The sequence below is a fragment of the Sediminicoccus rosea genome (assembly GCF_033547095.1).
GTDB classification, from domain to species: domain Bacteria; phylum Pseudomonadota; class Alphaproteobacteria; order Acetobacterales; family Acetobacteraceae; genus Roseococcus; species Roseococcus rosea.
On the sequence record NZ_CP137852.1, the window covers coordinates 4388959 to 4413337 of the forward strand.

Here is a 24379-nt window from a genome sequence, read left to right on the forward strand (position 1 = left end):
ACCCGTGGCTTAGCTAAGAGAAGTCATGCGCCGCACCCTCGCCCTGCTCACCCTCGCCGCCGCCCTTCTGGGCGCGGGCTATCTCTACGGTCAGCCCGCCATGGCGGCGCTTGGCCTCTCCTGGCCCGGCGGCACGCAGGCGAGCGGCCCGCGCCTACGGCTCGCCAGCGTGGATCGCGGGCCCATCACCGCCGTGGTTTCCGCCACCGGCACGGTGAACCCGCTGGTCACCGTCATCGTCGGCAGCCAGCTCTCGGGCCTGATCCGCGAATTGCCGGGCGACTTCAACCAGCGCGTCACCACCGGCCAGGTGCTGGCGCGGCTCGACACGCAGCAGCTGGAAGCCACGCGCGCGGCCGCGGCCGCCGATGCGCTTTCCGCCCAGGCCGCGGTCGCCGTTGCGCGCGCCCAGGCGGAGCGCGCCCAGGCCGATGCCGAGCAGGCGCGCGCCGCGGTGGAGGCCGCGCGCGGCGAGGCCGGCCGCGCCGAGGCCCAGCTGCGTGACGCCGAATTCGAGGCGCGCCGCACCGAGGAGCTGCGCCGCAGCGCCGTGGGCACCACGCGCGACGCGGCCCGCGCCGGCTTCACCGCCGATGGCGCCCGCGCCAATGTCGCGATCCAGCAGGCCCAGATCCAGCGCGCCGAGGCCAATCTCATCTCCGCCGAAGCCACCGCGCGGACCGCCCTCGCGCAGGTGGAAGCGGCCATGGCGACGGCCGAGCAGCGCGCGGCGCAGCTGCGCCAGGTTGAGGTGAACCTCGGCTTCGCCACCATCCGCAGTCCGATCGATGGCGTCATCGTCTCGCGCAGCGTGGATCTGGGGCAGACCGTCGCCGCCTCGCTGCAATCGCCCACGCTCTTCACCATCGCCGCCAATCTGAACGAGATGGAAGTCTGGGCGACCGTGGATGAGAGCGACATCGGCCGCATCCGCGCGGGGCAGAACGTGGCCTTCACGGTGGCGGCGCATCCTAGCGTGAACCTGCGCGGCACGGTGAAGGACATCCGCCTGAGCCCCACCACGGTGAACAATGTGGTGACCTACACCGTCGTCGTCAGCGCCGCGAACACCGACGGGCGCATGCTGCCCGGCATGACGGCGACCTTGCGCATCATCACCGACGAGCGCGCCGACGTGCTGCGCGTGCCCAATGCCGCGCTGCGCTGGCGCCCGCCGGGCCAGGGCGCGGCACCGGGCCAGGCGGCGGCACCGGGCAACCCCATGGAAGCCGCGCTGCGCGAGATGACGGACCTGACCCCCGCCCAGCGCCAGGAGATCGAGGCCGCCGGCCGCGAGATGCGCGAGCGCATGGCCGCCCTGCCCGCCGAGCCCGAGGCACGGCGCCAACAGGCCCAGGCCGCGCGGCAGCGGCTCCAGTCGCGCCTGAATGCCGTGCTCACGCCCGAACAGCGCGCGCGCCTCGCCGCGGCTCGCGGGGCGCGGCAGGCGGGCGGCGCGGCCGGGACGGTCCATGTGGTGGAGGGCGACGGCCCGCCCCGCGCCATCGCCATCCGCACCGGCCTCACCGACGGCAATGTGACCGAGGTGCTGAGCGGCGACCTCCAGCCCGACATGCAGGTCGTGGTCGGCACCGAACGCGCAGGGGCCGCCCCGGCCCGTGCCCCCACCACAAGGCCCCTCTTCTGATGGAAGACATCGCCGGCGAAGGCCTGGACTGCGCCACCCTCGGCCGCATCGCGGCAGGCGCCCCGGCGCGCTTCACCCCCGCGGCGCGCGCACGCCTCGCGGAGGGGCATGCGCGCCTGACCGCACTGATCGCGGATGGCACGCCGATCTATGGCGTCACCACCGGCTTCGGCGCGCTGGATGGCGCGAAGGTGACGGCGGCCGACAACCAGGCCCTGCAGCGCAACCTGCTCAAGTCCCACGCCGCCGGCCTTGGCGCGCCCATGCCGGAGGCCGAGGTGCGGGCCATGCTGGCGCTCCGCGCCAATGTGCTGGCCACCGGCATCACCGGCGCCTCGCCCGAGGCGGCGGAGGCGCTGCTCGCCATGCTCAATGCCGGCGTCGTGCCGGAGGTGCCGGTGCAGGGCAGCGTCGGCGCCTGTGGCGACCTCGCCCCCCTCGCCCACCTCGTCCTGCCGCTGATCGGCGAGGGCTTCTGCCGCCTGAAGGGCGAGCGACTGACCGGCGCGGAAGGCATGGCGCGCGCCGGCCTCGCGCAGATCCCGATGACGGGGCGCGACGGCATCGCGCTCATCAACGGCACGGAGCAGACCACCGCCATCGGCTGCCTTGCCTGGCTCGATGGCGCGGCGCTGATCCGCTGGGCCGAGGCGATCGCCGCACTCAGCATGGAGGCGCTCGGCGGGCTGAATGACAGCTTCGATGAGCGCGTGGCGCTGGCCAAGCCGCATCCGGGCCAGATCGAGGCGAGCCGCCGGCTGCGCGAGCTCACGCAAGGCTCGGTCGCCGTGCTCGCCCCACGCGCGAGCCGCCTGCGCGACGCGCTCAGCCTGCGCAACATCCCGCAGGTGATCGGCGCGGCGCGCGATGCCAGCGCCTTCTGCCAGCGCGTGCTGGAGATCGAGATCAACGCCGCCAACGACAATCCGCTGTTTGGCCTGGCGGATGGCTTCGTCACCTCCAACAGCGGCAATTTCCACGGCCAGGCGGCGGCCGAGGCGCTGGACTTCCTGGCCAATGCGCTGACCAGCCTGGCCGTGATGAGCGAGCGGCGCTGCGCGCGGCTGGTGGATCCGGCCACGAATTACGGCCTGCCCGCCTTCCTGATCCACCCGGAGGCGACGCCGGGGCGGAACAGCGGCTTCATGATCGCGCAATACACCGCGGCCTCGCTGGTCGCGGAGCTGCGGATGCGCAGCATCCCCGGTTCCATCCAATCCGTGCCCACCTGCGCGAACACCGAGGATCATGTGCCGATGGCGCCGCTCGCCGCGCGCCGCGCCGCCTTCGCGGCGGAGACCTTGCGCCAGGTGATGGCCATCGAATTCCTTCTGGCCGCCCAGGCGCTCGACCTGCGGGGCCATGCCGCCGCCCCCGCGCTGCGCCCGGCCGTCTCGGCGCTGCGCCAGCGCGTGCCCGTGATGCGCGAGGATGCCGTGATGGGCCCGCAGATCGAGGCCGCCATCGCCGTGCTGCGCGGGATGCCACCGCCATGACCGCGCTGATCGAGACGCGCGACCTGACGCGCCACTACCCTTCGGGCGAGGGCGTGGTGGCGGCGCTTGAGGGCCTCGACCTCGAGATCGGGCCCGGCGAATTCGTCGCCGCGATGGGGCCTTCCGGTTCGGGCAAGTCCACCTTCCTCAACCTGATCGGCTGCCTGGATCAGCCGACGCGCGGCCGCTACCGGCTCGCGGGCGAGGATGTGGCCTCGCTGCCGCCCGACCGCGTGGCGGCGCTGCGCGGCGAGCAGATCGGCTTCGTCTTCCAGAGCTTCAACCTGCTGCCGCGCTCGGACGCGCTCGCCAATGTCGAGATGCCGATGCTCTATCGCGGCCTGCCCCGCCGAATCCGGCGCGAGCGCGCGGCCATCGCGCTCGAACGCGTGGGCCTCGGGCAGCGCATGCACCACACGCCCTCACAGCTCTCGGGCGGGCAGCAGCAACGCGTGGCCATCGCGCGCGCCCTGGTGAACGGGCCCGGCCTGCTGCTGGCGGATGAGCCGACCGGCGCGCTGGACAGCCGGACGGGCCTCGAGATCATGGCGCTGTTCCAGGCGTTGAACCGCGCGGGCGTCGCCATCCTCTGCGTGACGCATGACGCCGATGTGGCCGCCTTCGCCAGCCGCACCCTGCGCTTCCGCGATGGCCGCATGATCGAGGACAGCCGCTACCAGCCGGTGGATGCGGAAGCCATGCTGCGGCAGAAGTTCCAATGAACGCGCCGCACGCCCCGCCGGAGGCTGCCGCGCGCTCCGTGGCGCCCCTGCCGCCGCTGCCCGCGGGCCGCCGTGCCGGGCTTTCCATGGCCGAGGCGCTGCTCGCGGCACTCGCCGCACTCGCCGCCAACAAGCTGCGCGCGGCACTCACGGCGCTCGGCATCTTCATCGGCGTGGCCGCCGTCATCGTCACGGTCGCGGTCGGCGCGGGCGCGCGGCAGCAGGTGCTGGCGCAGATCCAGTCGCTCGGCGCCAATCTTCTGGTCGTCTGGGGCGCCAATGTGCGCCTCGGCGGCGTCTCCATGGGGGCCGGGCAGCGGCCCAACATGAGCTGGGACGACGCGCAGGAAATCCCGCGCCAGATCGCCACCGTGCAGGTCGCCGCCGGCACCATCCGCCAGCAGCAGCAGATCGTCGCCGGCAACCAGAACTGGTCCACCACCGTCGTCGCGACCGACCCGGACTATTTCATCGCGCATGACTGGACCACGCAGGAGGGCCGCTTCTTCACGAATGAGGAGGCGATGTCCGGCCGCAAGCTGGTCCTGCTCGGCGCCACCGTCGCCGAGAACCTCTTCGGCGACGAGGACCCGGTGGGGCGCGAGATCCGCATCCGCGCGACACCCTTCGAGGTGATCGGCGTGCTCGGCCGCAAGGGCCAGAACCCGATGGGCCAGGACCAGGATGACGTGGTCATCATGCCCTACTGGACCGCGCGGCGCAGCGTGATGGGCGCATCCCGCGCCTTCGCCCGCGCCGTCGCCACCATCAGCGTGAAGGTGCATGAGGGCGAGAACATGGGCGATGTGGAGGAGGAGCTGCGGCAATTCTTTCGCCAGCGCCACCGCGTCGCCGCCAATGAGCCGGACACCGTCTCCATCCGCAACCTGAGCGAGATCGCCGCCACACGCGACGCCTCGGCGCGCACGCTGTCGCTGCTGCTGGCGGCGGTCGCCGCCGTCTCGCTGCTGGTGGGCGGCATCGGCGTCATGAACATCATGCTGGTGAGCGTGACCGAGCGGACGCGGGAGATCGGCCTGCGCCTCGCCGTCGGCGCGCGGCGACGGGACATCCTGCGGCAATTCCTGCTGGAGGCGGTGCTGCTCGCGCTGCTGGGCGGCGCGGTCGGCGTGATCGTGGGCATCGGGCTCGCCCACAGCCTGGCCGGCCTCGCCGGCTGGCCCGTGCTGATCCAGTGGGATGCGGTGGCGCTGGCCGTGACAGTCTCGGCGCTGACGGGCCTCTTCTTCGGCTATTACCCGGCGCGGCGCGCGGCCAGCCTCGACCCCATCACGGCACTCCGGCACGAATGATCAGGGCAGCTTCTCCACCCGCGTGAGCCAGCAGCCCGGCCGCGCCGTGTGGATGTTCACATAGGCCACGCGCGGGTCGGCCAGGCGCTCACGCAGCGGCCCCTCCACCGCATCGCCCGCGCTCACCATGCCGAGGTCGTAGAGGCACATCCCCGCCGCGTCGTAGTGCCGGAGCGAGACGATCATGTTCGCCGTCACCGTCTCGGGCAGCGCGTCCTCGGTCACGGCCGCCTCGCAATCGCGCGCGTGGAGGAAGACGGGCGAGGGTGTCCAATAGGGGCCCTGCGGCAGCGGCAGGTCCCAACTGACCAGCAGCATCTCCTCGCCAGCCTCGCCGAGCTTCAGGCAGTGGCGGCAGGGGAAGCCCGGCCCATCCACGATGCGCGAATGGGCGGGGCCGCCACGATCATCCACGCGCGTCGCGCGAAAGCGTTGGGCGGAGGGAGTGTCCATCGGGACGCAGCGGAAACGGGTCATGCGGCGCTTCTAAGCGGGGCGGCGGCGGTGCGCCTTCCGGTCGTTGCTTCCACATGCGCGCTGCCGATAGGCTCGGCCCCACAAGGGGAAGGAGCCCGCCATGTGTGATGCCTGCGTGATGAAGCGGATCGGCGAGCGGCTGGGCCGCCGCGGCATCCTCGCCGCCATGGCACTGGCCGCCGCGGCCCCCGTCACGACCGCCCTGGCCCAGCCCACCCGCGCCTCACGCGTGGTCGAGATGACGCATGTGCTGGCGCCCGATTTCCCCACCTTCGGCGGCGACCCCGCCATCCAGGTGGAGCGCGTGATGAACATCGCGCGCGATGGCTACAACCTGAACCGCATCACCCATGGGGAGCATGTGGGCACGCATTTCGACGCCCCGCTCCATTTCGCGGCGAATGGCGCGGATGCCGCAACCATCCCCGCCGCCACGCTGGTCTGCCCGCTGGTGGTGCTCGACATGCGCGACAAGGCCGCCGCCCATGCCGACTACGCCGTCACGCCGGAGGATGTGCTGGCGCATGAGCGGGCGCATGGCCGCATCCCGGCCGGTGCCTGCGTGGCGCTGAATGCCGGCTGGGCCGCGCATGTCGGCACGCCGCGCTTCCGCAACGCGCAGCCGGGCGGCGGCCTCGCCTTCCCCGGCTTCCGCCCCGATGTCGCGGCGTTGCTGCTGGAGCGCAACGCGGCGGGCGTGGCGGTGGACAGCCTCTCGCTCGACCATGGCGGCTCGCGTGATTTCGCCTTCCATGTGGCCTGGCTCGGCGCCGGGCGCTGGGGCATCGAATGCGTGGCAGGCCTTGCGGAATTACAGCCGACCGGCGCCACGCTGGTGGGCGGGCTGCCGCGCATCGCCGGCGGCACGGGCGGGCCCGCGCGCGTGCTCGCGCTGCTCTGACGCAGCGGCAGCCGCCGCCCCGCTGGGATGGGGCGGCGGCGCCCTCTTCCGCACCCCGGGAAGAGGGGGGTGGGGGTGCGGCAGCCGGATCAGCCGTTCAGCGCAGAACGGCGATATCGATCACCTCCGTCGCCGGCAGGCCGGTGACCGCGCCGCGCGGCGAGACCGCGCCATCGGCCAGGTTCAGCGTGTGCAGCATCGCGCCCGCCAGCAGGAAGGCGGTGTTGTTCGTCCCCTCGGTCAGGATGTCGAAGGCGACGCCGGTCGGCAGCGGCGTGGAGATCGGCGCGCGCGGCGCCTGCACGCCGTCATTGGGCGGGGCCTGCACGTTCAGCGCGTTCTGCAGCGTGTCGAGCGTGTAGAGCGTCGTGCTCGTCGCCCCCGCCACGCTGTTGATGTAGGCGCCGGCCACGATGCGCGGCTGGGTGCCGGAGAGCGGCCCCTCGGCGTGCTTCAGCGTACCGTCGCGCGCCACCTCACCCGTCTCGACATTCACCCGGAAATTCGTGCCGTTCATGCCCATCAGCCGCAGCCGGTCGGGCACCGGGTTGAAATCGGCCACGGCGCGCCCGCCGAAATCGAAGGGCATGTTGAGGCGGCTCACCGGCGTCGCGCGGCCCGTCGCGGGGTCGAGCGTCACGATCTGCCCGTTCTCGGTCACGCCGTAGAGGCGACCATTGGCGGGGCGCTGGTCGATCGCGATCACGCGGCCATCCGTGCCGGAAATCCGCCGCGCGGGTTCGGCGCGCCGCGTCTCGCTGTCCATGCGGACCAGCATGTTGTCGGCGGTGAGGCCGACCAGCGTCGTCGCTTCCGCGCCGGCCGCGGCAAGGAGGGCGGCGCCGGCGAGCAGCGCGCTGCGAAGGGTCTCTGTCATCGTCTGGGCTCCGTTTCGGGGCGGGGCGGCATCGCCCCGCTGATTCCGTTACGGGCCGGCGGCGCAGCCGGATGCAGCGCCGTGCCGAAAAAACGCGATCAGGAGGAACGCGCCGCGGCGAGCCGCCCGATGAAGAGGATCGGCCCCGTGGGACGCCCGGTGGGCGAGCCGCCCGGTGGTTCCAGCGTGATCTCGATCAGCATGCCGGGTTCCGGCCGGATGCCACGCGGCGTGACGCTGAGGCGCCCGCTCTCGGGCACCAGGCCGAGCGAGGTCGGCGCCGTCGCCCCCTGCGGCAAGGCCCAGAGCTGCATGACACGCCCCGCCTCGACCCCGCGCGGATTGACGGCAGCGAGGCGGATCTCGCCGCGCTCCGCCTCCACCAGGAAGGCCGACTGGTCCTGGCTGGTCAGCAGCACGGTCATCAGCGGCGCGGGGGCCGGCGGCCGCAGGATGATGAAGGCGGCGAGGCCCGCGGCGACGGCACCGGCACCCAGGCCGAAGGCGGGCCAGGCAAAACGCCAACCGCTGCGGGCGGGCTTCGCGCCATCCAGCGTCGCCTCGATGCGCGCCCAGAGGCCGGGCGGCGGCGCTTCCGGCGGAGCGAGCGCCAGCAGGGGCGAGAGGCGCTCTTCCCACGCCGCCACCAGCCGCGCGAACGCCGCATCGCGCGCCATCAGCGCCCGCGCCGCCTCGGCCTCGCGCGCTTCCAGCGTGCCCAGCACATATTCGGCGGCCAGTTCGTCGCGTTCTTCCGGGCTCATGCCAGGCACTCCCGCAGGGCGAGCAATCCGCGCCGGATCCAGGCCTTCACCGTGCCGAGCGGCAGGTCGAGCCTTGCGGCCACCTGCGGATGCGACAGGCCATGCACGAAGGCGAGCACGATGCCCTGGCGGTTCTTCTCCGGCAGTTGCGCGAGGCACTCGCGCAGCCGCGCCTCCTGCTCGCCCGTCGCCAGCGCGTCGAGCTGCTCCGCCTCCACCGGCGTATCGCCCAGCGCCGCGTCATCCGTCGGGATCTCACGCCCGCGCCGGCGCGCGATGTCGAGCGCGGCATGGCGGATGATGGAGCCGAGCCACGCCTCCGCCGCGCCGCGCGCCGCATCGAACTGCGCGGCATTGCGGGCGATCTTCACGAAGCCGTCATGCAGCGCATCGGCCGCCGCGTCGCGATCGCGCAGGATCGCCATCGCCACGCCGAAGAGACGGACCGACTGGGCCTTGTAGAGCGCCTGGAGCGCTGCGCGCTCGCCGCCGGCGATGCGGGCCAGGAGGGCGGCGGCGTCGCTCATCGCATGAGCTGCTGCAGCCGGCCCAGCATGCCGCCCAGGTCAAGCCCGGGCTCGGGCGGGGCGGCGGCGCTGCCGGCCGGCTGGCGGCTGCGCAGGCGCTCGATGGCGGCGGCGGTGTCGGAGAGGCGCAGCTCGGCCGGCGCGGTCGCGGCATTGCTGTTGCTGCCGAGGCCCGCCATCCGCACCAGCGCCCGCTCGGCGGCGGGCAGTTCCTGCGCGGCGCGCGCGGCATCGGCGGCGCGCGGCGTGCAGATCAGGCTGCGCCCTTCCAGCCCGCAGGGCATCTCCATCATGGTGTTGCTGCCCAGGCGCAGCTGCGCCGAGCCCGCCACCGCCAGCAACCCGCGCGAGACGCTGTCGAGCGAAAGGTCGCGGGCCGTCACCGCCGGCACCATGCGCCCGCCGCGGTCCAGGATCTCGAAGGCCAGGCCCACACCCACCGATGGCCGCTCCACCCAGTCGCGGTGGCGCAGGATGCAGGCGGTGCGGTCGGTCATCCGGTCGGTCACGCAGGAGAGCTGCCAGGGACCGATCGCCTCGGGGGCGGGCTGCGCGGGGGCGGGCTGCGCGACCGCTGCCAGCGGGGCGAGCAGCGGGGCCAGCAGGAGGGCGATGGCAAGGCGGGTCATGGCGGCTAACCTGTGCAAGGGATCAAGGAGGACGGCATGCGGAGCATCACTCTCGCCGATGGCAGCAACGTGGCGGCGCTGGGCCAGGGCACCTGGCATATGGGGGAGCGGGCCCAGAACCGGAAGGCCGAGGTGACCGCGCTGCGCGCCGGGCTCGACCTCGGCCTCACGCTGATCGACACGGCCGAGATGTATGCCGAGGGCGGCGCCGAGGAGGTGGTGGGTGAGGCCATCGCCGGGCGGCGGGACGAGGTGTTCCTCGTCTCCAAGGTCTATCCGCACAATGCCTCGCGCCGCGCCCTGCCGCAGGCCTGCGAGCGCAGCCTCCGGCGGCTCGGCGTCGAATGCCTCGATCTCTACCTCCTGCATTGGCGCGGCTCCGTTCCCCTCGAGGATACGGTGGAGGCGATGGAACGGATGCGCGCGGCCGGAAAGATCGCGCGCTGGGGCGTCTCCAACCTCGACGTGGAGGATCTGGAGGAGCTCGGCCCCGCACTGCCCGATTGCGCGACGGACCAGGTGCTGCTGAACCTGGAGCATCGCGGCCCGGAATATGACCTGCTGCCTTTCTGCGCCGCGCGCCGCATGCCGGTGATGGCCTATTCACCGGTCGGCCAAGGGGGCGCGCTGCTGCGCCATCCGGGCCTCGTCGCGGTCGCCCGGGCCCGCGCTGCGACGCCCGCGCAGGTGGCGCTGGCCTGGACGCTTTCCCGGCCTGGCGTGATCAGCATTCCCAAGGCCACCACGCTCGCGCATCTGAAGGAGAATGCGGCCGCGCGGGAGATCACGCTGAGCGCGGAGGAACAGGCGGCGCTGGACGCCGCCTTCCCGCCGCCGCGCCGCAAGCGGTCGCTCGCGATGCTGTGACGTCTGCTTGAGCATGATGCGCTGAGGCGGACTCGCCGAAACGCTGAATCATCCCCTCAGCCAAGGCTGGGCCATGCGCAGCGCAGGCATGGGAACGCGGCGTGGTCTAGAACCGGGATTGCAGCCGGATGAAGACCCGCGTCTCGTCCCAATCGGCCGCCTTGTCGTAGCGGAAGCCGGCGCCGAGATTGACGCGCGGCGTGATCGCGTAGTCGAGATCCGCCCGCACGCCGCCCACGAAATTCTGCTGGTTCTGGGCCGGAAATACGGTCAGCAGCGGCGCCGCGCCGCCGATCGTCGCCGCGCGTTGGACCAGTTGCGCCTGCAGGGACGGATTGTTGGCGAAGACCGGCGTCGCCTCCTGCCGGAAGACGGCGTAGCCGGCCGTCCCGCCCAGGCGATAGCTGAAATCGCCCGACCGGCCACGGTAATCCACCGGCACGTTGAAGGCGGTATAGGCCTGCGGGCTGAAATAGCCGCCGCTGCCATAGGTGAAGTGGCTCTGGTTCCGGTCATAGGCGAAATAGACGAGGTCGCTGCCGATGCTCAGCTCGCCATTCGGCCCCTGGATGACGGGGTAGGAGAAGCCGGCCCCCGCCTCGATCCGGTTGTTGGAGGCGACGTTCTGCCCCTCGAACACCGAGTAGCCGCCGCCCGCATAGACATAGCCCGGCCCCAGCGGCAGTTCGAGCTGCCCGCGCCCGCCGGTGCGGATCACATTGCCCCAGTTCCGCCCGGTGAAGGGGTCCCGCTGGCCGACCCAGGAGAGCATGCTGTCCTCGACCGAGCGGCGTTCGCCCGTAAGGCGCACGCGCGCGACGCCGATCTGCGGCGCGATCTCGAGCCCGCCCAGCAGGGTCGAGGTCGGGAAGCCGATGGGCGAGGAGCCGACATCGAAGCGGAAGGAATCGCCGCGCCGGTAGGTCATGCCCAGCGCCACACCCGCCGCCGTGGTGCGCGAATTGATCAGCGAATTGGCGAGCGAGCCCGTGCCGAAGCGCCGCTGCGTGTTGGTGTCGGTGCCGAGGCTGCCGGAATCGAGCGAGACGGCGGTGACATTGGCCGTGACGCGCCCGCCGATGACGGGCGGCGTGAACTCGGCCTCCACCGGCGCGCGCAGGTCGAGAAGGCGGTCGATGCCGGAGGAGCCGGAACGCTGCCGCAAGGTGCCGGCAAGGCTGGCGCGCGGCGCCGTGCGATCCTCGAGCTGGGCGAGCTGCTGGTTGATCTCGCGCGTCAGCCGGTCGCTCGGCTGCGGGGCGGCGCCCGGGATGGCGGGCAGCGGCACGGCCGCACCCGGCCGCACGAAGGGGTTGGGCTGGCCCGCCTGCGTCCCCGCCTGCGCGAGGCCCACCGGCGCGGCAGCCGCGGTGCCAAGCTCGGCGCGGCGCTGCGCGGAGGCGAGCTCCAGCGCGCGGCGCGCGCGATCCTCCTGGTTGAAGGCGATGGCGACGCGTGCCTCGAGCAGGCTCATCCGGCTCTCGCGCGGGAAGATCTCCTGCCCCTCGGCCAGCAGCGCCTCGGCCCGGCCGCGCTGGCGCAGCGCGATGGCGGCGTCGATGGCGCCCTGCCGTGCGTCGAAATTGCGCGGGTTGCGGGCCAGCATGGCCTCGGCGATGCGCTGCGCCTCGCGCGGGTCGCGGGCACCCTGGTAGAGGCGCGCCAGCGCGAGGTTGGCCTCGGTGTTCTCCGGGTCGCGCTCCAGGGTCGGGCGCAGCCGCTCGAAGGCCTGGGCCTGGTTGCCCTCGGCGTTCAGCCGGTCGGAGGCGCGGACGGCGATGCCCGCGCGCAGCGAGGCGATGTCGCGCCGCTGCTCCGGCGTCAGGTTCGGCTGGGCGTCGATCTGGTCGGCGAGGCCCGCCGCCTCGCCATCGAGGCCCGCACCGAGCAGCGCGCCGGCGATGGCGAGCCGCGCCTGCGCCCCGGCATTGCGGTTCGCCGCCTCGCCCACGCGGGCGGCCTCGGCGGCGCCAAAGCGGTCATTGGCATCGCCGAAGACGCGGATCACCGCGGCGGCCGTCGCACCCGTCGGGTCTGGCCGGGCGGCGATGGTGAGCAGCTGCACCCGCGCATCGGCGGTGTTGCGGCCCAGGCCCTGCGCCGCGCGCTGCACGTCGCGCTGGGTGCGGATGCGCGCCTGCAGCCGGGCCATGTCGGCGCTGCGGGCGGCGGGCGGGATGCGGTTCAGGTAGTTCTCGGCGTCGGCGATGCGCCCGCTCTCATCGGCGAAGAGTGCCGCGGCATAGAGGCTGTCCGGCCGCGGGTCGCGGATCACCAGCTCCTCCAGCGTCGCGCGGGCAGGCACGAGCTGGCCCTGCCGCCGCAGCGCGCGGGCGAGGTCGAGCGTCACCCAGGGGTCGTTCGGCGCCTGGGTCAGTGCCTGGCGCAGCAGCGCCTCGGCGACGAAGGGGTCCGTCGTGCGGGCCGCATCGGCGCGCAGCTGGTTGGCCATCGGGTTGCCGGCCACCACACCCCGCTCACCAGGGCGCGGCTGGGCATCGGCGATGCGCGGCAACTCCGAGAGGCGGCCCTGCGCGCGCAGCGCCTGGGCCAGGCCCTCCCGAGCGGGAGCGAAGCCGGGGCGGCGGGCGAGCGCGGTGCGGAAGCGCTGCTCGGCCGCCGGCGCATCGCCGCGCCGCAGCGCGATCTGGCCCAGGATCACCTCGACATCCGTGCGATCCTCCACCTGACGGCGGGCGGCGCTGCGGGCGATGGTATCAGCCGCGTCCAGGTCGTTGCGGCGCAGCGCCGTGCGCGCCTCGGCCAGTTCCAGGCCATAGGCCGCGCCATCCAGCGCGCCCTGCCATTGCGCGGCGCGGGACGGATCGGCGGCCACCGCGCGTTCCAGCAAGGCGCGCGCCTCGGCTGGGCGGTTCTCGCGCAGGCGGACGATGCCGAGACCGCCCAGCGCATCGGCGTCGCGCGGATTGGCGGCGAGGGCGGCTTCGAATTGCCGGGCGCTGTCGCGCAGGGCCGCGGCGCCGCCCGCCTCCAGCCGCTCGAAGCCTTCCTGCCGCGCGGCGGCGCCGGGGTCGGGGCGGGGAGCGGCGGCGAGCGCCGCCTGCTGCGCCTGGCGCAGCTCCGCATCATTGGGGAAGCGCTGGAGATAGGCCTGGATCAGCGGCGCATAGGCGGGGTCGGAGGCGCTCCAGCTCAGCGCCTGGCGCCAGGCGCGGCGGGCTTCGTCGCCCACCTCGGGGTCATTGGCGAGCGCGCTCAGGCGGCGGATGCCCTCCTGCCGGGTGGCGGGCTGGAAGGTCTGGGTCTGGGCGAAGCTGAGGCGCGCGCGGGGCGTGGCCGTCGGGCTCTCGGCAAGGCGCGCGAGGCCGCGCCGCCCCTCCTCGCCCCCCGCCTGGGTGCCGGCGAGGACGGAGAAATACTCCTGCTGGAAGGCGGGCGGCGGCGTGCCGCCCCCGAAGGCCTGACGATAGCGCGCGGCCGCTTCCTCGACACGGCCCTCGCGCGCCAGGCGCCGCGCCTCCTCGATCGCGTTGCGGTCCACGCTTGCCTCGCGCAGCGCGCCCTCGGCCACGCTGCGCTGCTCCTCGGTGCCGCCTGCCTCGCGCAGGCGGCTGGCCAGGCCGGCGGCACCCGCACGGTTGCCGCGCGCCGCCTCGATCCGCGCGGCGACAGCCAGGGCCTGGGTGTTGCGGGGGTCGGCCGCCAGGGCGCGTTCGATGGAGGAGGCGGCGAGGTCGTAGCGTTCCATGCCGAGCCAGCGCTCGGCTTGCCGCACCAGGATGTCCACCGGACTCGCCGGTGCGGACGAAGAGAGGGAGACAGGCGTCGCCTGCGGCTGCGCGGCGGCAGCAACAGGGAGCAGCGCCGCCCCCCCGAGCAGCCAGGCCACAGACCCACAACGCATCGATTCAGTCCCCCAAAGGCATGAATCTCACGAATGCGTGCGTGCGCGCAACCTCGAAAGTGCCCGGCGGCGCAGGATCCAGAAGAGCGAGACACCGACCAGCGCCGCAGCCCCAAGCATCAGCAGCAGCATCCGCTCCGGCCGCTCGCCCAGCCAGATCTGCGGCAGCATCCACCAGGGCAGGCTGCCGACCGAGTAGGAGCCCATGGTGCGGAAGCTCTCCATCCGCCCGCCGGTCAGCACGGCGAGGTCGCCCTGGATCCGCGGCGCCAGCGTGGGGTCGGCCAGGGCGGCCACCATCTGGGTGATGGCGGCCGGGGTGACGCCGGTGATGGCGACGACCGAGCGGCCGGATTGCAGCGGGCTCTCGCCCCCCATCATGGCCGCCAGCCCCTCGCCCGAGGCCTCGTTCAGCATGGTGGCCGCCCGGCCACGCTCGGTGCTGCCCGGCGCGTCAAGGAAGAGGGCGCGGATATCCTGCAGCGGGCCAGGGGCGGCGAGCGTCAGCCGCTCGCCCTCGATGCGGAGCGGGGAGTCGCGGAACAGGGTGCCCAGCGCGGGTTGGCGGCCGAGCGTGCCGATCACCAGCAGGTCCCGCTGCGAAGCCGAGGGCAGGCCGCCCGGCGTCACCACCTGGATGCCGGTGGAGGCCACGCCGACGGTCGCGGCGAGCTGCCCCACCACGTCGAGGAAGGCGCCGAGTTCGAGCGGGTTGGCGCGCTCGGGCAGCACCACCGCCATGCCCGAAAGGTCGGCCAGGCGGGTGAAGGGGAAGCCGGAGGAGGCGAAGAAGCCGAGATTGGGCATGCGCGCATGGCGGTAGCCGCGCCGCAGATCCACCGTGCTGCCAGGTTCGATCGCCGCGCGGACATCGGCCGGCACCGCCACGCAATCGCCACGCGCCATGGGCCGCATGTCGAAGCGCAGTTGCAGCTCGTCGCGGCCCAGCACCAGGTAGTGCGGGATGTCCAGCCGGCCCGAGCGCGTCGCCGAGGAGAAGCCCAGCACCTCCGCGAACCAATCGGCCGCCGCGGTGAGCGGCGGGATCCATTCGGGATCGGCCAGCCGGAAGGATCGCAGATAGGCGCCCGAGAAGGCCGCGTCGAGGCGCGAAGCGGAGACGTCGATCACCGGCCCGCCGGGCGAGCGATATTCGATGTGCACCGGAAAGCCGCGATTGCGCCAGGTGACGAGGTCGGGCGCGGTGCGGACGGGGATGCGGACGGGCCCGGGCGAATAGCCGGCCGATTGCAGCTCGTCGCGCGGGACGAGGCTGCCGAAGGTGACGGGCTGGTCGGTGCGGATCCAGCGCGGCGAATCATAGGGCTGGCGCGGCGGGATGGTGGGCGGCACGACGCGGGCGATCTCGCCCGAGAGGGTGGCGCGGCCCGCCACCATGGCCTGGGCGGCGGCGACGAGATCGGCCTCGCTGCGGCCGGCGATGACGAGCAGCGTGCCGAAGGCGTCGGTCGGGTTGGGCAGCAGGGCGAGCGTCGGCCCATCCACCCGCGGCATGTTGAGGCCGGGCACGGAATCCACGCCCATGGCCAGCACGACGGCGTCGCCCCGCTCGGGCAGCCCGCGCGAGACGGGGAAATTGGCCCCGCGGTAATCGGCCTGCACCGCGAACCAGGAGGCGGCGATGGCGGCCGCGCGCAGCCCGGCAGGGCCGAGCGTCTCGGGCAGCACCATGGGCACGGTCACCACGCCCGAGAGGATGCGCCGGTCGAAGATCGGCTCGGGCAGGCGGGAGAGATCGCGCGAGGGCGGCAGCCGCTCGATCCGCATCTGGACCGTCGAGAGATCGGAGATGGTGGCCCAGAGCAGGCCGGAGAGCGGGTCGTTGCACTCGGTGGTGTAGCGGCCGGCGAAGCGGAAGTTCAGCCGGTTCACCTCGCTGAAATAGAGCGGGTCGAGCGGGAACTCGAGCGGGCCGAAGCTCTGCCGGGCGGCGTCCATCGGGACGGTGCCGACGAACTGATCGTTCAACGTGATGGCGATCTGACTGAGCGAGGGGATCAGCGCGGGTGAGGCGCCGCCGGCCACCGTGACGCGCGCCTGCGTCACCACCTCATCGGCGCGCAGGCCGAAGAGCACGCCCTGCAGGTCATTCGTGCCGCGCAGCTGCATGGGGCCGGAGAGCCCCAGCTCGCGCAGGCTGCGGGTGACGATGCGCGCCCCCGGCGGGAGCGCGTCGCGGTCGAGCGGCGGAAGCGCGGCCGGAAGGCCGTTGGCGCCCGGCATCACGCCCGCGGCCGCCTGGGCCGGCGTCATCGCCATCGGCGCGGGCGCGGGCGCGAACCCGGCGGGCGGTGGCGCCTGCATCAGCGGCGGCGGCGCGGCGGGCTGCGCGAGCGCCGGGCTCGCGCCCAACAGGGCGAGGGCCAGCAGAGCGGCGGTGCTGGCCGGCGCGGGCGAGGGCGTATTGGCCGGCGGCGGGGCGGTCGGCGGCCGCCGCGGTGCCAGCACATCCGAGACGCGCGGCGCCTGCGGCTTGGCGGAGGTCGCCACCGGCTTGGAGGGGCGCAGGATGCCGAAGCGGTATTTGCGGAACACGGCATCGGCCGAGGCGAGCACGACGGTCCAGAGCGAGCGCAGGGGTTTGTCCTCGGGCCAATGGTCCCAGTAGAGCCAGGCATCGGGCCGGCCGAAGAAGGCCCGCACCACGCCGGCCTCGTCGGCCAGGGTTTCGATGATGAATTCCAGATAGACCTCGTTGCCGTCCCAGCGGATCACCTTCGCGCGCAGCTCGATGGTTTCGCCGCCCGTCTCGAAGGCGACCTTCACCTCATCGCCCTCAGCCACGCCCAGCGCCCGGTCGATGATCAGGCGCGCGCCGGAGAGGGAGAGGTTGGCGCTGTGCGTCGGCAGCCGCTCGCCCGAGGCGAGGATGATCTCGCCCGGCAGGTCCGCCTCGACGCGGGCGCGCACGCGGGACTGCTCCCGCTCCCGCCCGACCGCGACCGACCCCGCGAGCGGGATGAGGCAAAGGCCCGCCCAGATGGTGTTCAGCAGGTAGGCACGGCCTTCCAGGCTGCTCAGGTCATGCGTGAGGCTGCCCCAGATGCCGATGCCGAAACCGATGGTGAGCAGCCCCAGCATGATGAGGTTGGGCAGCACGGCGCGGAAATCGAGATAGCCCGCCTCCAGGATGCCGCCCTTGTCGGTCACGTTGAACTTGCCCTTGGAGGGATCCCACAGCGTCAGCAGCGTGACGGGCAGCAGCGGCACGGCGAGCGAGGCCTCGTAAATCTCCGACCAGAAGGAATGGCGGTGCTTGCCGTTCAGCCGCGCCGTGGTGGCGACGGCGTGGAACATGTGGCTGCCCGCATAGGCGATGATGGCGACGGGACTGGCCGCGATCACGCTCTCGCCGAAGAAGAGGAAGGCGAGCGGCGAGGTGAGGAAGATCACGCGCGGCAGGGCGAAGAGGAAGCCGAAGCCCGCGATGAAGTAGCAGAAGCGCTGCATCCATTGCAGCCCAGGCGCGAAGAGCGTGTTCTCCGTCCGCATGATCTGCAGCATGCCGCGCGCCCAGCGCAGCCGCTGGCCGATATGCAGCGCGAGGCGCTCGGTGGCCAGCCCGGCGGCGAGTGGAATGCGGATATAGGCGGTGTGCCAGCCGCGCTGCTGCATCTTCAGCGCGCAGTGGCAATCCTCCGTCACCGTCACATGCGGCACGCCGCCCACCTCCTCCAGCGCCTCGCGGCGGATGACGGCGCAGGAGCCGCAGAAGAAGGAGGCGTTCCACAGGTCCGAGCCCGGCTGGATGGCGCCGTAGAAGAGCAGCCCCTCATTCGGCACCAGGCGCTGGCGCACCAGGTTCCGTTCGAAGGGATCGGGCGAATAGAAATGGTGCGGCGTCTGCACCAGGGCGATGCGCTTGTCGCGGATCAGCCAGCCCAGCGTGAGCTGGAGGAAGGCGCGGGTTGGTGCATGGTCGCAATCGAAGATCGCGATGTATTCGCCCGTGGTGTGGCGCATCGCGTGGTTGAGGTTGCCGGCCTTGGCCCCCTTGTTGTCGGGGCGGATGATGTAGCCGCAGCCGCATTCCTCGGCGAAGGCGCGGAACTCCGGGCGGCGGCCGTCATCCAGGATCCAGACGTTCAGCTTGTCCCGCGGGTAGTCCATGTTCATCGCCGCCAGCACGGTGGGGCGGACAAGGTCGAGGCTCTCGTTGTAGCTGGGGACGTAGATGTCCACCGTCGGCCAATCCGCCGGATTGGGCGGCATGGGCACCGGCTTGCGGTCCAGCGGGTAGCTCGTCTGGATATAGGAGAGCGTCATCAGCGCGCCGGCGAAGAGTTCGGCGCCGAACAGCAGCGTGCCCAGGATGGATTGCAGCGCCGTCTCGAATTCCAGCGTCTCGGTCGCGCGCCAGAACAGGTAGCGCGAGGTGACCATCACCGAGAGCACGACGAGAATGAGCCCCACCTTGCGGGACTTGTTGCGGTTGAGCACGAGGAAGGCGGCGATGCCGCCCAGCGTCAGCCAGACCTGTCCCTCCTCCTCCATCGGCACGGTGATGAAGAAGAAGGCGCCCAGCAGGCCGAGCAGGATGGCGGCGGTGCGCATCAGCCGGGCATTGCGCGGCGCCGGCCCCGGGAAGGTCTGCACATATTCGGAGAAGCGCGCGCCACTCACTGGCTGCCCCACTCGCTGAGCGCGGAGAAGCCTGTGCCGCCCCCGCCGGAGCCGCCGCCGGGGCGGGAGAGCTTGAGGCGCTTCACCAGGGCCTCGGTCAGCAGTTCCAGATCCTCGCCGGCGCCGGGCTCGCCGTTCAGCAGCATGCGCTTGTCCGCCAGGGCCTCGGCCAGGGCCGGGTCGCGGCAGATGGCGCCGATCATGCGCGGGCCGAGCGCGTTGCGCGCCATGTCGAAGACGGCATCGGACAGCGGCTCGGTGTCGTCCACCTGGTTCAGCACCAGCACGGCGCGGTCGGCCGCACGGGCGCCGAGCGTGCCGCGGCCCAGCACGCGGTTGTTCGCGACCTGCGGGATGATGGCGGCGCTGCCCGCATCGGCCAGCAGCAGGATGACCATGAGGTCGAGCCGGGGCATCAGCGCGGCCAGCGCCGCATTGGGACCGGGCGGCGTGTCGAGCACGACGATGACATCGGGCATGGCCAGCATCTCGCGCACCGGCTCGGAGAGGTGCTGCGGCTCATTCGCCAGCAGTTGCGCGAGTTCCAGCGCGCGCAGCGGGTCGGCCGGGCCGAAGGGCAGGACGCGCACGCCGTATTCCGTCTCGACCAGCGCCTCGCGCCAGGCGGGGTGGGTGCCGAGGCGGCTTAGGAAGCAGCGCTCCTCGCGGAGCGAGATGCCAAGATGCAGGCGCAGGGCATTCTGCGGATCGAGGTCGAGCGCGATGACCTTGTGGCCGCGCCGGGCCAGCAGCGCCGCCACATGGGCGGCCACGGTCGTCTTTCCCACACCGCCCTTGGGCGAGGCGAAGGCGATCAGGCTCATGCCCGCTTCCCGGCGCGGGCGCGCACGCGGCGCGGGCGCAACTCGCCGGCGATGTCCTGCAACAGGGCGTAGTGCCGCAGCGGAACCACGCCGGGCGGGGCCTCGGCCGGAAGGGGCGGCGGCGGGGCGACGCGCGCGGGGCGACGCGGCTCCGCCATCTCGGCGGCCAGCTCGGCCAGGCGGCGCATGCCCGGGCGGGGCGCGGAATGCGACGCGGGGAGCGGTAGGACGGGCGCTTCGGCGGCGGGCGGGAGCGCCTCCGCGACCGGGGCGGCCGGGGGCATGGGGGCCGGCAGGACCGCGACGGGCGGCGCCAGCGCCTCGGCCATGGCCGGCACCGGGGCCCCCAGCTCCTCCGCCAGCAGGGGCGCCATGACGGGGATGGCCACCGTCTCGGCCGCGGGCGCGGCTTCGGCGACAAGGGGTTCGGCGGGCAGGGCTTCCGGTTGCGGCTCGGGCGTGGCGGCGGGGGCGGGCGTCGCGAAGACGACCGGCGGGAAAGCGACATAGCGGATGTTGCGCAACCCGCAGGCCGCCATCACGGATGCGATCTCTCGCTGCAAGCTCGCCTGTTTCCCTTCCGCCGGGCGCGGCATGCCAAAAGATGCACAAGCCGCCCCTACCGCTAACCACCAGTTTGCAGCATGCGCAACAGATTCGCGCCAGTTACGGACCCTGGACGGGCCCGGGTGACGCATGCGTCACGAAGCGCCATCCTGGCGTCTCGCCTTGGGGACCGCCGCATGCGCTTCATTCTCATCGTGCTGGACGGGCTCCGGCCCGATATGGTCTCGCCGGCCGCCATGCCGGCGCTGGCCGGGCTGATGGCGCGCGGCACGCGCTTCGCCAATGCCCGCAGCGTCTTTCCCAGCGAGACGCGGGTGGCCACCCCCTCGCTCGTCACCGGTTGCCGGCCGGCGGCGCATGGCATGGTGGGCAACACCCTGTTCGACCGCGCGCTGGCGCCCGACCGCCTGCTGCGCACCAAGGATGCCGAGGATTACCGGATCCTCTCGGCCGGCGCGGAATCGCCGCTGCAACGTCCCGGCATCGGCGAGCACCTGGCCGCCGCCGGCCTGAGCTTCGCCGTGGTCTCGGCCGGGACGCCAGGGCAGACGCTGGTGGCGAGCCCCGCGGCACGGCGCCTCGGCCAGTTCCGCTGGAACGCGGCCGACACCGACACGGCGGAGGCGCGGGCGGTCGCCGAACACTTGGGCCCCACCCCGCCCGCCAGCATCCCCAACCTCGCCCGCAGCCGCCACGCGGCGCGTGTCCTGACCGAGCATGTCCTACCCCGCCACCGCCCCGATGTGGCGCTCTTCTGGTGCCCGGAGCCCGACATCAGCTTCCACTACCGCGGGCTCGGCCACCCCGAGACGGCGCTGGCCATCGCCGAGGCCGATGCCTGCGTCGCCCATATCCGCGACTGGCGGGACGCCCAGCCGGATGCGCGGGAAATCGGCCTGATCGTGCTCTCCGACCACGGCCATGTGACGGGCGACCGCAAGATCGCGCTCGCCGAGCTGATGGCGCGGGACGGGCTGCCGGCCGGGGCAGGCGGCACGGCCATCACCGTCGCCCCGGCCGGCGCGCCCGGCATCTGGCTGAACGACCCGAGCCTCGCGCCCCAGGTGGCGGATTGGCTGGCGCGCCAACCCTGGGCCGGGCCGCTGCTGGCCAATGACCCGGCGCTGCTGCCCGGCCGCAGCGCCCCCCTCGCCCTGCTGGAAGCGAACCATCCCCGGGCGGCGGACCTCGTCCTGCTCTTCGCCGGCGATGAGGGGCCGGATGCCTTCGGCCTGCCCGGCCAGGCGCCCTTCGACGCGCCCGATGTGCCCGAGGGGGGCGGCATGCATGGCGGGCTGCACCGGCGCGAACTCGCGACCGTGCTGGCCTTCGAGGGCGGGCCCTTCACCCCGGGCATCACCATGAAGGGCATGGCCGACCTGACCGACGTGGCGCCGACGATCCTGCACCTGTTCGGGCTGGCGCCAGCGGGCCTGCAGGGCCGCGTGCTGCACCAGGCCTGGGACCCCTGGGCCGATGCGCCGGCCGAGCCGGCCACGATCCCCCTCCCCGGCGGCTTCGTGCTGGAGGGCGGGCGCCATGGCGGCCGCCTCTACCCCACGGCCCTGCGGCGCGGCTGAGCCCTCAGCCGAGGCCGCGCAGGAAGTCCTTCACCAGGCGCGCCGTCTCCGCGGCCTGCTCCTGCTGCACCCAATGGCCGGCGCCCGGCACCAGATGGCAGCCGCGCAGGTCGCGGCATCCTTGGCCCTGCATCAGTTCGAACTCGCCGGGCTTCTGGTGGATGCCCCAGTCGCTGGCCCCCGCGATGAAGCAGGCCGGCACCTCGATGCCGCGTCCGGCGAAGAGGCGCATCTCGGCGGCCGCCTGGCCGCTCGTCGTGCAGCGATAGGATTGCAGCCCGCCCTGGAAGCCGGTGCGGCCATACTCCTCGGCATAGACGGCCAGCGCCGCCTCCGGCAGCCAGCGATTGGCGGCGATGGTGGCGGCGTCGGGCATTTCGGCCGCCACCGTCTCCGCCATGCCGATGCCGGCCGGCATGATGTAGTAGGTGGGCATCACGGCCAGCGCCTCGGCGGTGAAGGCGCCGAGCGGATAGGGCTTGTTGGCCGGCCAGTCGGCGCTCTTGTGGTGGTAATAGGCGCGCAGGAAGGCATGCAGCCCCTGCGGCGCGTGGCGCATGTCGGCATCCGCCTCGCGCGTCGAATAGAACCACTGGTAGTGCCGGCGCGGCGGGTCGAGCTTCGCCAGTGCTTCGTGCAATTCTGGCGAGGCGAGCCCAGCCAGGCCCTCGGGCTTGCCCTGCTCGCCCAGCGGCCAGGCGCGCGGGCCGCCATAGGGCGCGCTCATCATCACGACGGCGCGGAACACGTCTGGCCGGGTCAGCGCCGCATTGCCGGCGACGGGCGCGCCGAAATCATGGCCGATGACGCAGGCGACTTCGGTGTGGCCCAGCGCCGCCACCAGGGCCAGCGCGTCGCGCACATAGCCCAGTGGGCGATAGGGGGTCAGGTCCTCGTCATAGACGGGGGTCGGCCCCTCGGTGCGGCCATAGCCACGCTGGTCGGGGGCGACGACGTGATAGCCGGCCTCAGCCAGCGGAACCATCACGTTGCGCCAGGAATAGGCCAGTTCCGGGAAGCCATGCAGCAGCAGGAGCAGGGGGCGCCCCGCCTCGCCCGCCTCCAGCACATGCATGCGCAGGCCGTTCACATGGTTGATGTGGCGGGCACGCACCCCTGCGGGCAGGTGCGACGCGGCGAGCGGTTCGAGCATGGCGGATCCTCCGGTTTCTCGGGAGGCTAACCCGGACCACGGGCCCCGGGAACCGGCGGCCGGGTTTTCAGGCGCTTCCGACGGCATGCGCCCGGTTTTCATGCATCCCCCGCCCGGCCCGACGGCACGGCGTTTCGATACGCCTTGCGTTCGACACGATCCAAGGGCATCACCCTCCGGCCTGTGCATCGCGCGCGGGAGAGAATCCGAGTCCGGCAGCGGACAAGGATCGCCGAAGGCGCAACCGGCCCCCGGAAACGCTCAGGCAAAAGGGCCGCGCGCGGGTGGGCACTCTGGAAAGCTCGCCTCCCGAAAGGGGGGCGGCACCGACGGAGTAAGGAGGTGGACGGGGTTTCCCGGCCGGCTCTGAATCTCTCAGGTCTCTCGGACAGAGGGGGGTCACCAAACTCAATTGCCGCCGGGCGGCAGGGGGATGCGTGACCGAGTCCGAATCACTTCACACCACGCCGCTGGATGCGCTGAACCGCGAATTGGGCGGCCGCATGGTGCCCTTCGCGGGCTATTCCATGCCCGTCCAATATACCGCCGGCATCATGGCCGAGCATCTGCATTGCCGCGCGCAGGCGGGGCTTTTCGACGTCTCCCATATGGGGCAGGCCGAATTGATCGGCGACGGTGCGGCTGCCGCGCTGGAACAGCTGACGCCGGCCGATGTCCAGGGCCTGAAGCCCGGCCGCCAGCGCTACGGGCTGCTGCTGAACGAGGCCGGCGGAATCATGGACGACTTCATGTTCGCGAATATGGGCGACCGGCTCTTCCTCGTGGTCAACGCCTCGCGCAAGCACATTGATCTGCCGCTGATCGAGAGCGTGCTGCCAGCCGGCGTGAAGCTCCGCCCCCTGCCCGACCGCGCGCTGCTGGCGCTGCAGGGCCCCGCCGTCGCCACCCTGATCCCGACGCCGATGAGCTTCATGGGCATCATGGAGATGGAGATCGCGGGCATTCCCGTGATCGCCTCGCGCTCCGGCTACACCGGCGAGGATGGGCTGGAGATCTCCGTCGCGGCCGAGCAGGCCGAGAAGCTCGCCCGCGCGCTGCTCGCCATGCCCGGCGTGATGCCGATCGGCCTGGGCGCGCGCGACAGCCTGCGGCTGGAAGCGGGCCTCTGCCTCTATGGCAATGACCTCGATGAGACGACGAGCCCGGTCGAGGCGAACCTCACCTGGTCCATGGGCAAGCGCCGCCGCATGGAATGGAATTTCCGCGGCGCCGATGTGGTGCGCGACCATCTCGACCATGGCGTGAAGCGCCTGCGTGTCGGCATCCGGCCCGAGGGGCGCCAGCCCGCGCGCGGCCACACCGAAATCCGCAAGGACGGCGCCGTGATCGGCGAAGTCACCTCGGGCGGCTTCGGCCCCTCCGTCGGCGCGCCGGTCGCCATGGGCTATGTGGCGCGCGACGCCGCGACCGATGGCACCGCGCTTGACCTCATTGTCCGCGACAAGCCGCTGCCCGCGCGCGTCGCCGCCATGCCCTTCCAACCCCACCGCTACGCACGCTGAGG

General features: G+C 72.7%; 18 protein-coding genes and 2 riboswitches. Of the genes, 8 read left to right on the plus strand and 10 right to left on the minus strand.

Annotation, left to right across the window (positions count from 1 at the left end):
- Nucleotides 1–25 precede the first annotated feature (25 nt).
- The 4 genes from R9Z33_RS21180 to R9Z33_RS21195 are packed head-to-tail and all read left to right on the plus strand — an operon-like array spanning nucleotide 26 to nucleotide 5179.
- Nucleotides 26–1648, plus strand: a complete 1623-nt coding sequence (locus R9Z33_RS21180) for an efflux RND transporter periplasmic adaptor subunit (RefSeq protein ID WP_318648562.1) — start codon at nucleotides 26–28, stop codon at nucleotides 1646–1648.
- Nucleotides 1648–3144 (plus strand): HAL/PAL/TAL family ammonia-lyase, encoded by a 1497-nt coding sequence (locus tag R9Z33_RS21185; protein WP_318648563.1) that lies wholly within the window; start codon nucleotides 1648–1650, stop codon nucleotides 3142–3144. Before R9Z33_RS21180 ends, R9Z33_RS21185 begins: the two co-directional genes overlap by 1 nt.
- Nucleotides 3141–3866 (plus strand): ABC transporter ATP-binding protein, encoded by a 726-nt coding sequence (locus R9Z33_RS21190; RefSeq protein WP_318648564.1) that lies wholly within the window; start codon nucleotides 3141–3143, stop codon nucleotides 3864–3866. Before R9Z33_RS21185 ends, R9Z33_RS21190 begins: the two co-directional genes overlap by 4 nt.
- On the plus strand, nucleotides 3863–5179 hold the full coding sequence (locus tag R9Z33_RS21195; RefSeq protein ID WP_318648565.1) for an ABC transporter permease: 1317 nt from the start codon (nucleotides 3863–3865) through the stop codon (nucleotides 5177–5179). Before R9Z33_RS21190 ends, R9Z33_RS21195 begins: the two co-directional genes overlap by 4 nt.
- Here the strand turns inward: R9Z33_RS21195 and R9Z33_RS21200 are convergent, their stop codons facing one another.
- On the minus strand, nucleotides 5180–5656 hold the full coding sequence (locus tag R9Z33_RS21200) for a DUF1203 domain-containing protein (RefSeq protein WP_318648566.1): 477 nt from the start codon (nucleotides 5654–5656) through the stop codon (nucleotides 5180–5182).
- 100 nt (nucleotides 5657–5756) lie between these two features.
- Between R9Z33_RS21200 and R9Z33_RS21205 the strand changes: the two genes are divergently transcribed.
- Nucleotides 5757–6557, plus strand: coding sequence for a cyclase family protein (locus R9Z33_RS21205; protein ID WP_318648567.1), 801 nt, complete (start codon nucleotides 5757–5759; stop codon nucleotides 6555–6557).
- 97 nt (nucleotides 6558–6654) lie between these two features.
- Here R9Z33_RS21205 and R9Z33_RS21210 read toward each other — a convergent pair whose 3' ends face one another.
- From R9Z33_RS21210 to R9Z33_RS21225, 4 genes are all read right to left on the minus strand, one after another.
- Nucleotides 6655–7434, minus strand: a complete 780-nt coding sequence (locus R9Z33_RS21210; RefSeq protein ID WP_318648568.1) for a DUF4394 domain-containing protein — start codon at nucleotides 7432–7434, stop codon at nucleotides 6655–6657.
- A 98-nt stretch (nucleotides 7435–7532) separates the two neighbouring features.
- Complete coding sequence (locus R9Z33_RS21215) at nucleotides 7533–8198, minus strand: anti-sigma factor (RefSeq protein WP_318648569.1); 666 nt, start codon at nucleotides 8196–8198, stop codon at nucleotides 7533–7535.
- A complete protein-coding gene (locus R9Z33_RS21220) occupies nucleotides 8195–8725 on the minus strand; it encodes a sigma-70 family RNA polymerase sigma factor (RefSeq protein WP_318648570.1) in 531 nt (176 codons plus the stop codon). Before R9Z33_RS21220 ends, R9Z33_RS21215 begins: the two co-directional genes overlap by 4 nt.
- Nucleotides 8722–9354, minus strand: a complete 633-nt coding sequence (locus R9Z33_RS21225) for a hypothetical protein (protein WP_318648571.1) — start codon at nucleotides 9352–9354, stop codon at nucleotides 8722–8724. The genes R9Z33_RS21220 and R9Z33_RS21225 overlap by 4 nt, the downstream gene beginning before the upstream one ends.
- A gap of 36 nt (nucleotides 9355–9390) precedes the next feature.
- Between R9Z33_RS21225 and R9Z33_RS21230 the strand changes: the two genes are divergently transcribed.
- Entirely contained in the window at nucleotides 9391–10221 is an 831-nt protein-coding gene (locus R9Z33_RS21230; protein WP_318648572.1) for an aldo/keto reductase, read from the plus strand.
- Between the two features lie 106 nt (nucleotides 10222–10327).
- On the opposite strand, the gene R9Z33_RS21235 is transcribed toward R9Z33_RS21230, so the two are convergent.
- The 4 genes from R9Z33_RS21235 to R9Z33_RS21250 are packed head-to-tail and all read right to left on the minus strand — an operon-like array spanning nucleotide 10328 to nucleotide 20117.
- Nucleotides 10328–14071, minus strand: a complete 3744-nt coding sequence (locus tag R9Z33_RS21235) for a cellulose biosynthesis protein BcsC (RefSeq protein ID WP_318648573.1) — start codon at nucleotides 14069–14071, stop codon at nucleotides 10328–10330.
- Nucleotides 14072–14113: 42 nt separating this feature from the next.
- Complete coding sequence (gene bcsA, locus R9Z33_RS21240; RefSeq protein ID WP_318648574.1) at nucleotides 14114–18730, minus strand: UDP-forming cellulose synthase catalytic subunit; 4617 nt, start codon at nucleotides 18728–18730, stop codon at nucleotides 14114–14116.
- Nucleotides 18727–19554 (minus strand): cellulose synthase operon protein YhjQ/BcsQ, encoded by an 828-nt coding sequence (locus tag R9Z33_RS21245; RefSeq protein WP_318648575.1) that lies wholly within the window; start codon nucleotides 19552–19554, stop codon nucleotides 18727–18729. The genes bcsA and R9Z33_RS21245 overlap by 4 nt, the downstream gene beginning before the upstream one ends.
- Nucleotides 19551–20117, minus strand: a complete 567-nt coding sequence (locus tag R9Z33_RS21250) for a hypothetical protein (protein ID WP_318648576.1) — start codon at nucleotides 20115–20117, stop codon at nucleotides 19551–19553. The genes R9Z33_RS21245 and R9Z33_RS21250 overlap by 4 nt, the downstream gene beginning before the upstream one ends.
- 180 nt (nucleotides 20118–20297) lie before the next feature.
- Here R9Z33_RS21250 and R9Z33_RS21255 point away from each other — a divergent pair, with 180 nt between their 5' ends.
- A complete protein-coding gene (locus R9Z33_RS21255) occupies nucleotides 20298–21701 on the plus strand; it encodes an alkaline phosphatase family protein (protein WP_318648577.1) in 1404 nt (467 codons plus the stop codon).
- A 4-nt stretch (nucleotides 21702–21705) separates the two neighbouring features.
- Here R9Z33_RS21255 and R9Z33_RS21260 read toward each other — a convergent pair whose 3' ends face one another.
- Nucleotides 21706–22854 carry an alpha/beta hydrolase gene (locus tag R9Z33_RS21260; protein WP_318648578.1) on the minus strand — a complete coding sequence of 383 codons (1149 nt, stop codon included), beginning with the start codon at nucleotides 22852–22854 and terminating at the stop codon, nucleotides 21706–21708.
- 185 nt (nucleotides 22855–23039) lie between these two features.
- A riboswitch (glycine riboswitch) is annotated at nucleotides 23040–23141 on the plus strand.
- Nucleotides 23142–23143: 2 nt separating this feature from the next.
- Nucleotides 23144–23250: riboswitch (glycine riboswitch) on the plus strand.
- A gap of 41 nt (nucleotides 23251–23291) precedes the next feature.
- On the opposite strand from R9Z33_RS21260, the gene gcvT reads away from it, so the two are divergent.
- On the plus strand, nucleotides 23292–24377 hold the full coding sequence (gene gcvT, locus R9Z33_RS21265) for a glycine cleavage system aminomethyltransferase GcvT (RefSeq protein ID WP_318648579.1): 1086 nt from the start codon (nucleotides 23292–23294) through the stop codon (nucleotides 24375–24377).
- The last annotated feature ends 2 nt before the right edge of the window (nucleotides 24378–24379 follow it).

Excerpts from the sequence above, each read along its gene's own strand:
- R9Z33_RS21180 (WP_318648562.1), top strand. The coding sequence starts at position 26 with ATGCGCCGCACCCTCGCCCTGCTCACCCTCGCCGCCGCCCTTCTGGGC.
- R9Z33_RS21185 (WP_318648563.1), top strand. The coding sequence starts at position 1,648 with ATGGAAGACATCGCCGGCGAAGGCCTGGACTGCGCCACCCTCGGCCGC.
- R9Z33_RS21190 (WP_318648564.1), top strand. The coding sequence starts at position 3,141 with ATGACCGCGCTGATCGAGACGCGCGACCTGACGCGCCACTACCCTTCG.
- R9Z33_RS21195 (WP_318648565.1), top strand. The coding sequence starts at position 3,863 with ATGAACGCGCCGCACGCCCCGCCGGAGGCTGCCGCGCGCTCCGTGGCG.
- R9Z33_RS21200 (WP_318648566.1), bottom strand. The coding sequence starts at position 5,656 with ATGACCCGTTTCCGCTGCGTCCCGATGGACACTCCCTCCGCCCAACGC.
- R9Z33_RS21205 (WP_318648567.1), top strand. The coding sequence starts at position 5,757 with ATGTGTGATGCCTGCGTGATGAAGCGGATCGGCGAGCGGCTGGGCCGC.
- R9Z33_RS21210 (WP_318648568.1), bottom strand. The coding sequence starts at position 7,434 with ATGACAGAGACCCTTCGCAGCGCGCTGCTCGCCGGCGCCGCCCTCCTT.
- R9Z33_RS21215 (WP_318648569.1), bottom strand. The coding sequence starts at position 8,198 with ATGAGCCCGGAAGAACGCGACGAACTGGCCGCCGAATATGTGCTGGGC.
- R9Z33_RS21220 (WP_318648570.1), bottom strand. The coding sequence starts at position 8,725 with ATGAGCGACGCCGCCGCCCTCCTGGCCCGCATCGCCGGCGGCGAGCGC.
- R9Z33_RS21225 (WP_318648571.1), bottom strand. The coding sequence starts at position 9,354 with ATGACCCGCCTTGCCATCGCCCTCCTGCTGGCCCCGCTGCTCGCCCCG.
- R9Z33_RS21230 (WP_318648572.1), top strand. The coding sequence starts at position 9,391 with ATGCGGAGCATCACTCTCGCCGATGGCAGCAACGTGGCGGCGCTGGGC.
- R9Z33_RS21245 (WP_318648575.1), bottom strand. The coding sequence starts at position 19,554 with ATGAGCCTGATCGCCTTCGCCTCGCCCAAGGGCGGTGTGGGAAAGACG.
- R9Z33_RS21255 (WP_318648577.1), top strand. The coding sequence starts at position 20,298 with ATGCGCTTCATTCTCATCGTGCTGGACGGGCTCCGGCCCGATATGGTC.
- R9Z33_RS21260 (WP_318648578.1), bottom strand. The coding sequence starts at position 22,854 with ATGCTCGAACCGCTCGCCGCGTCGCACCTGCCCGCAGGGGTGCGTGCC.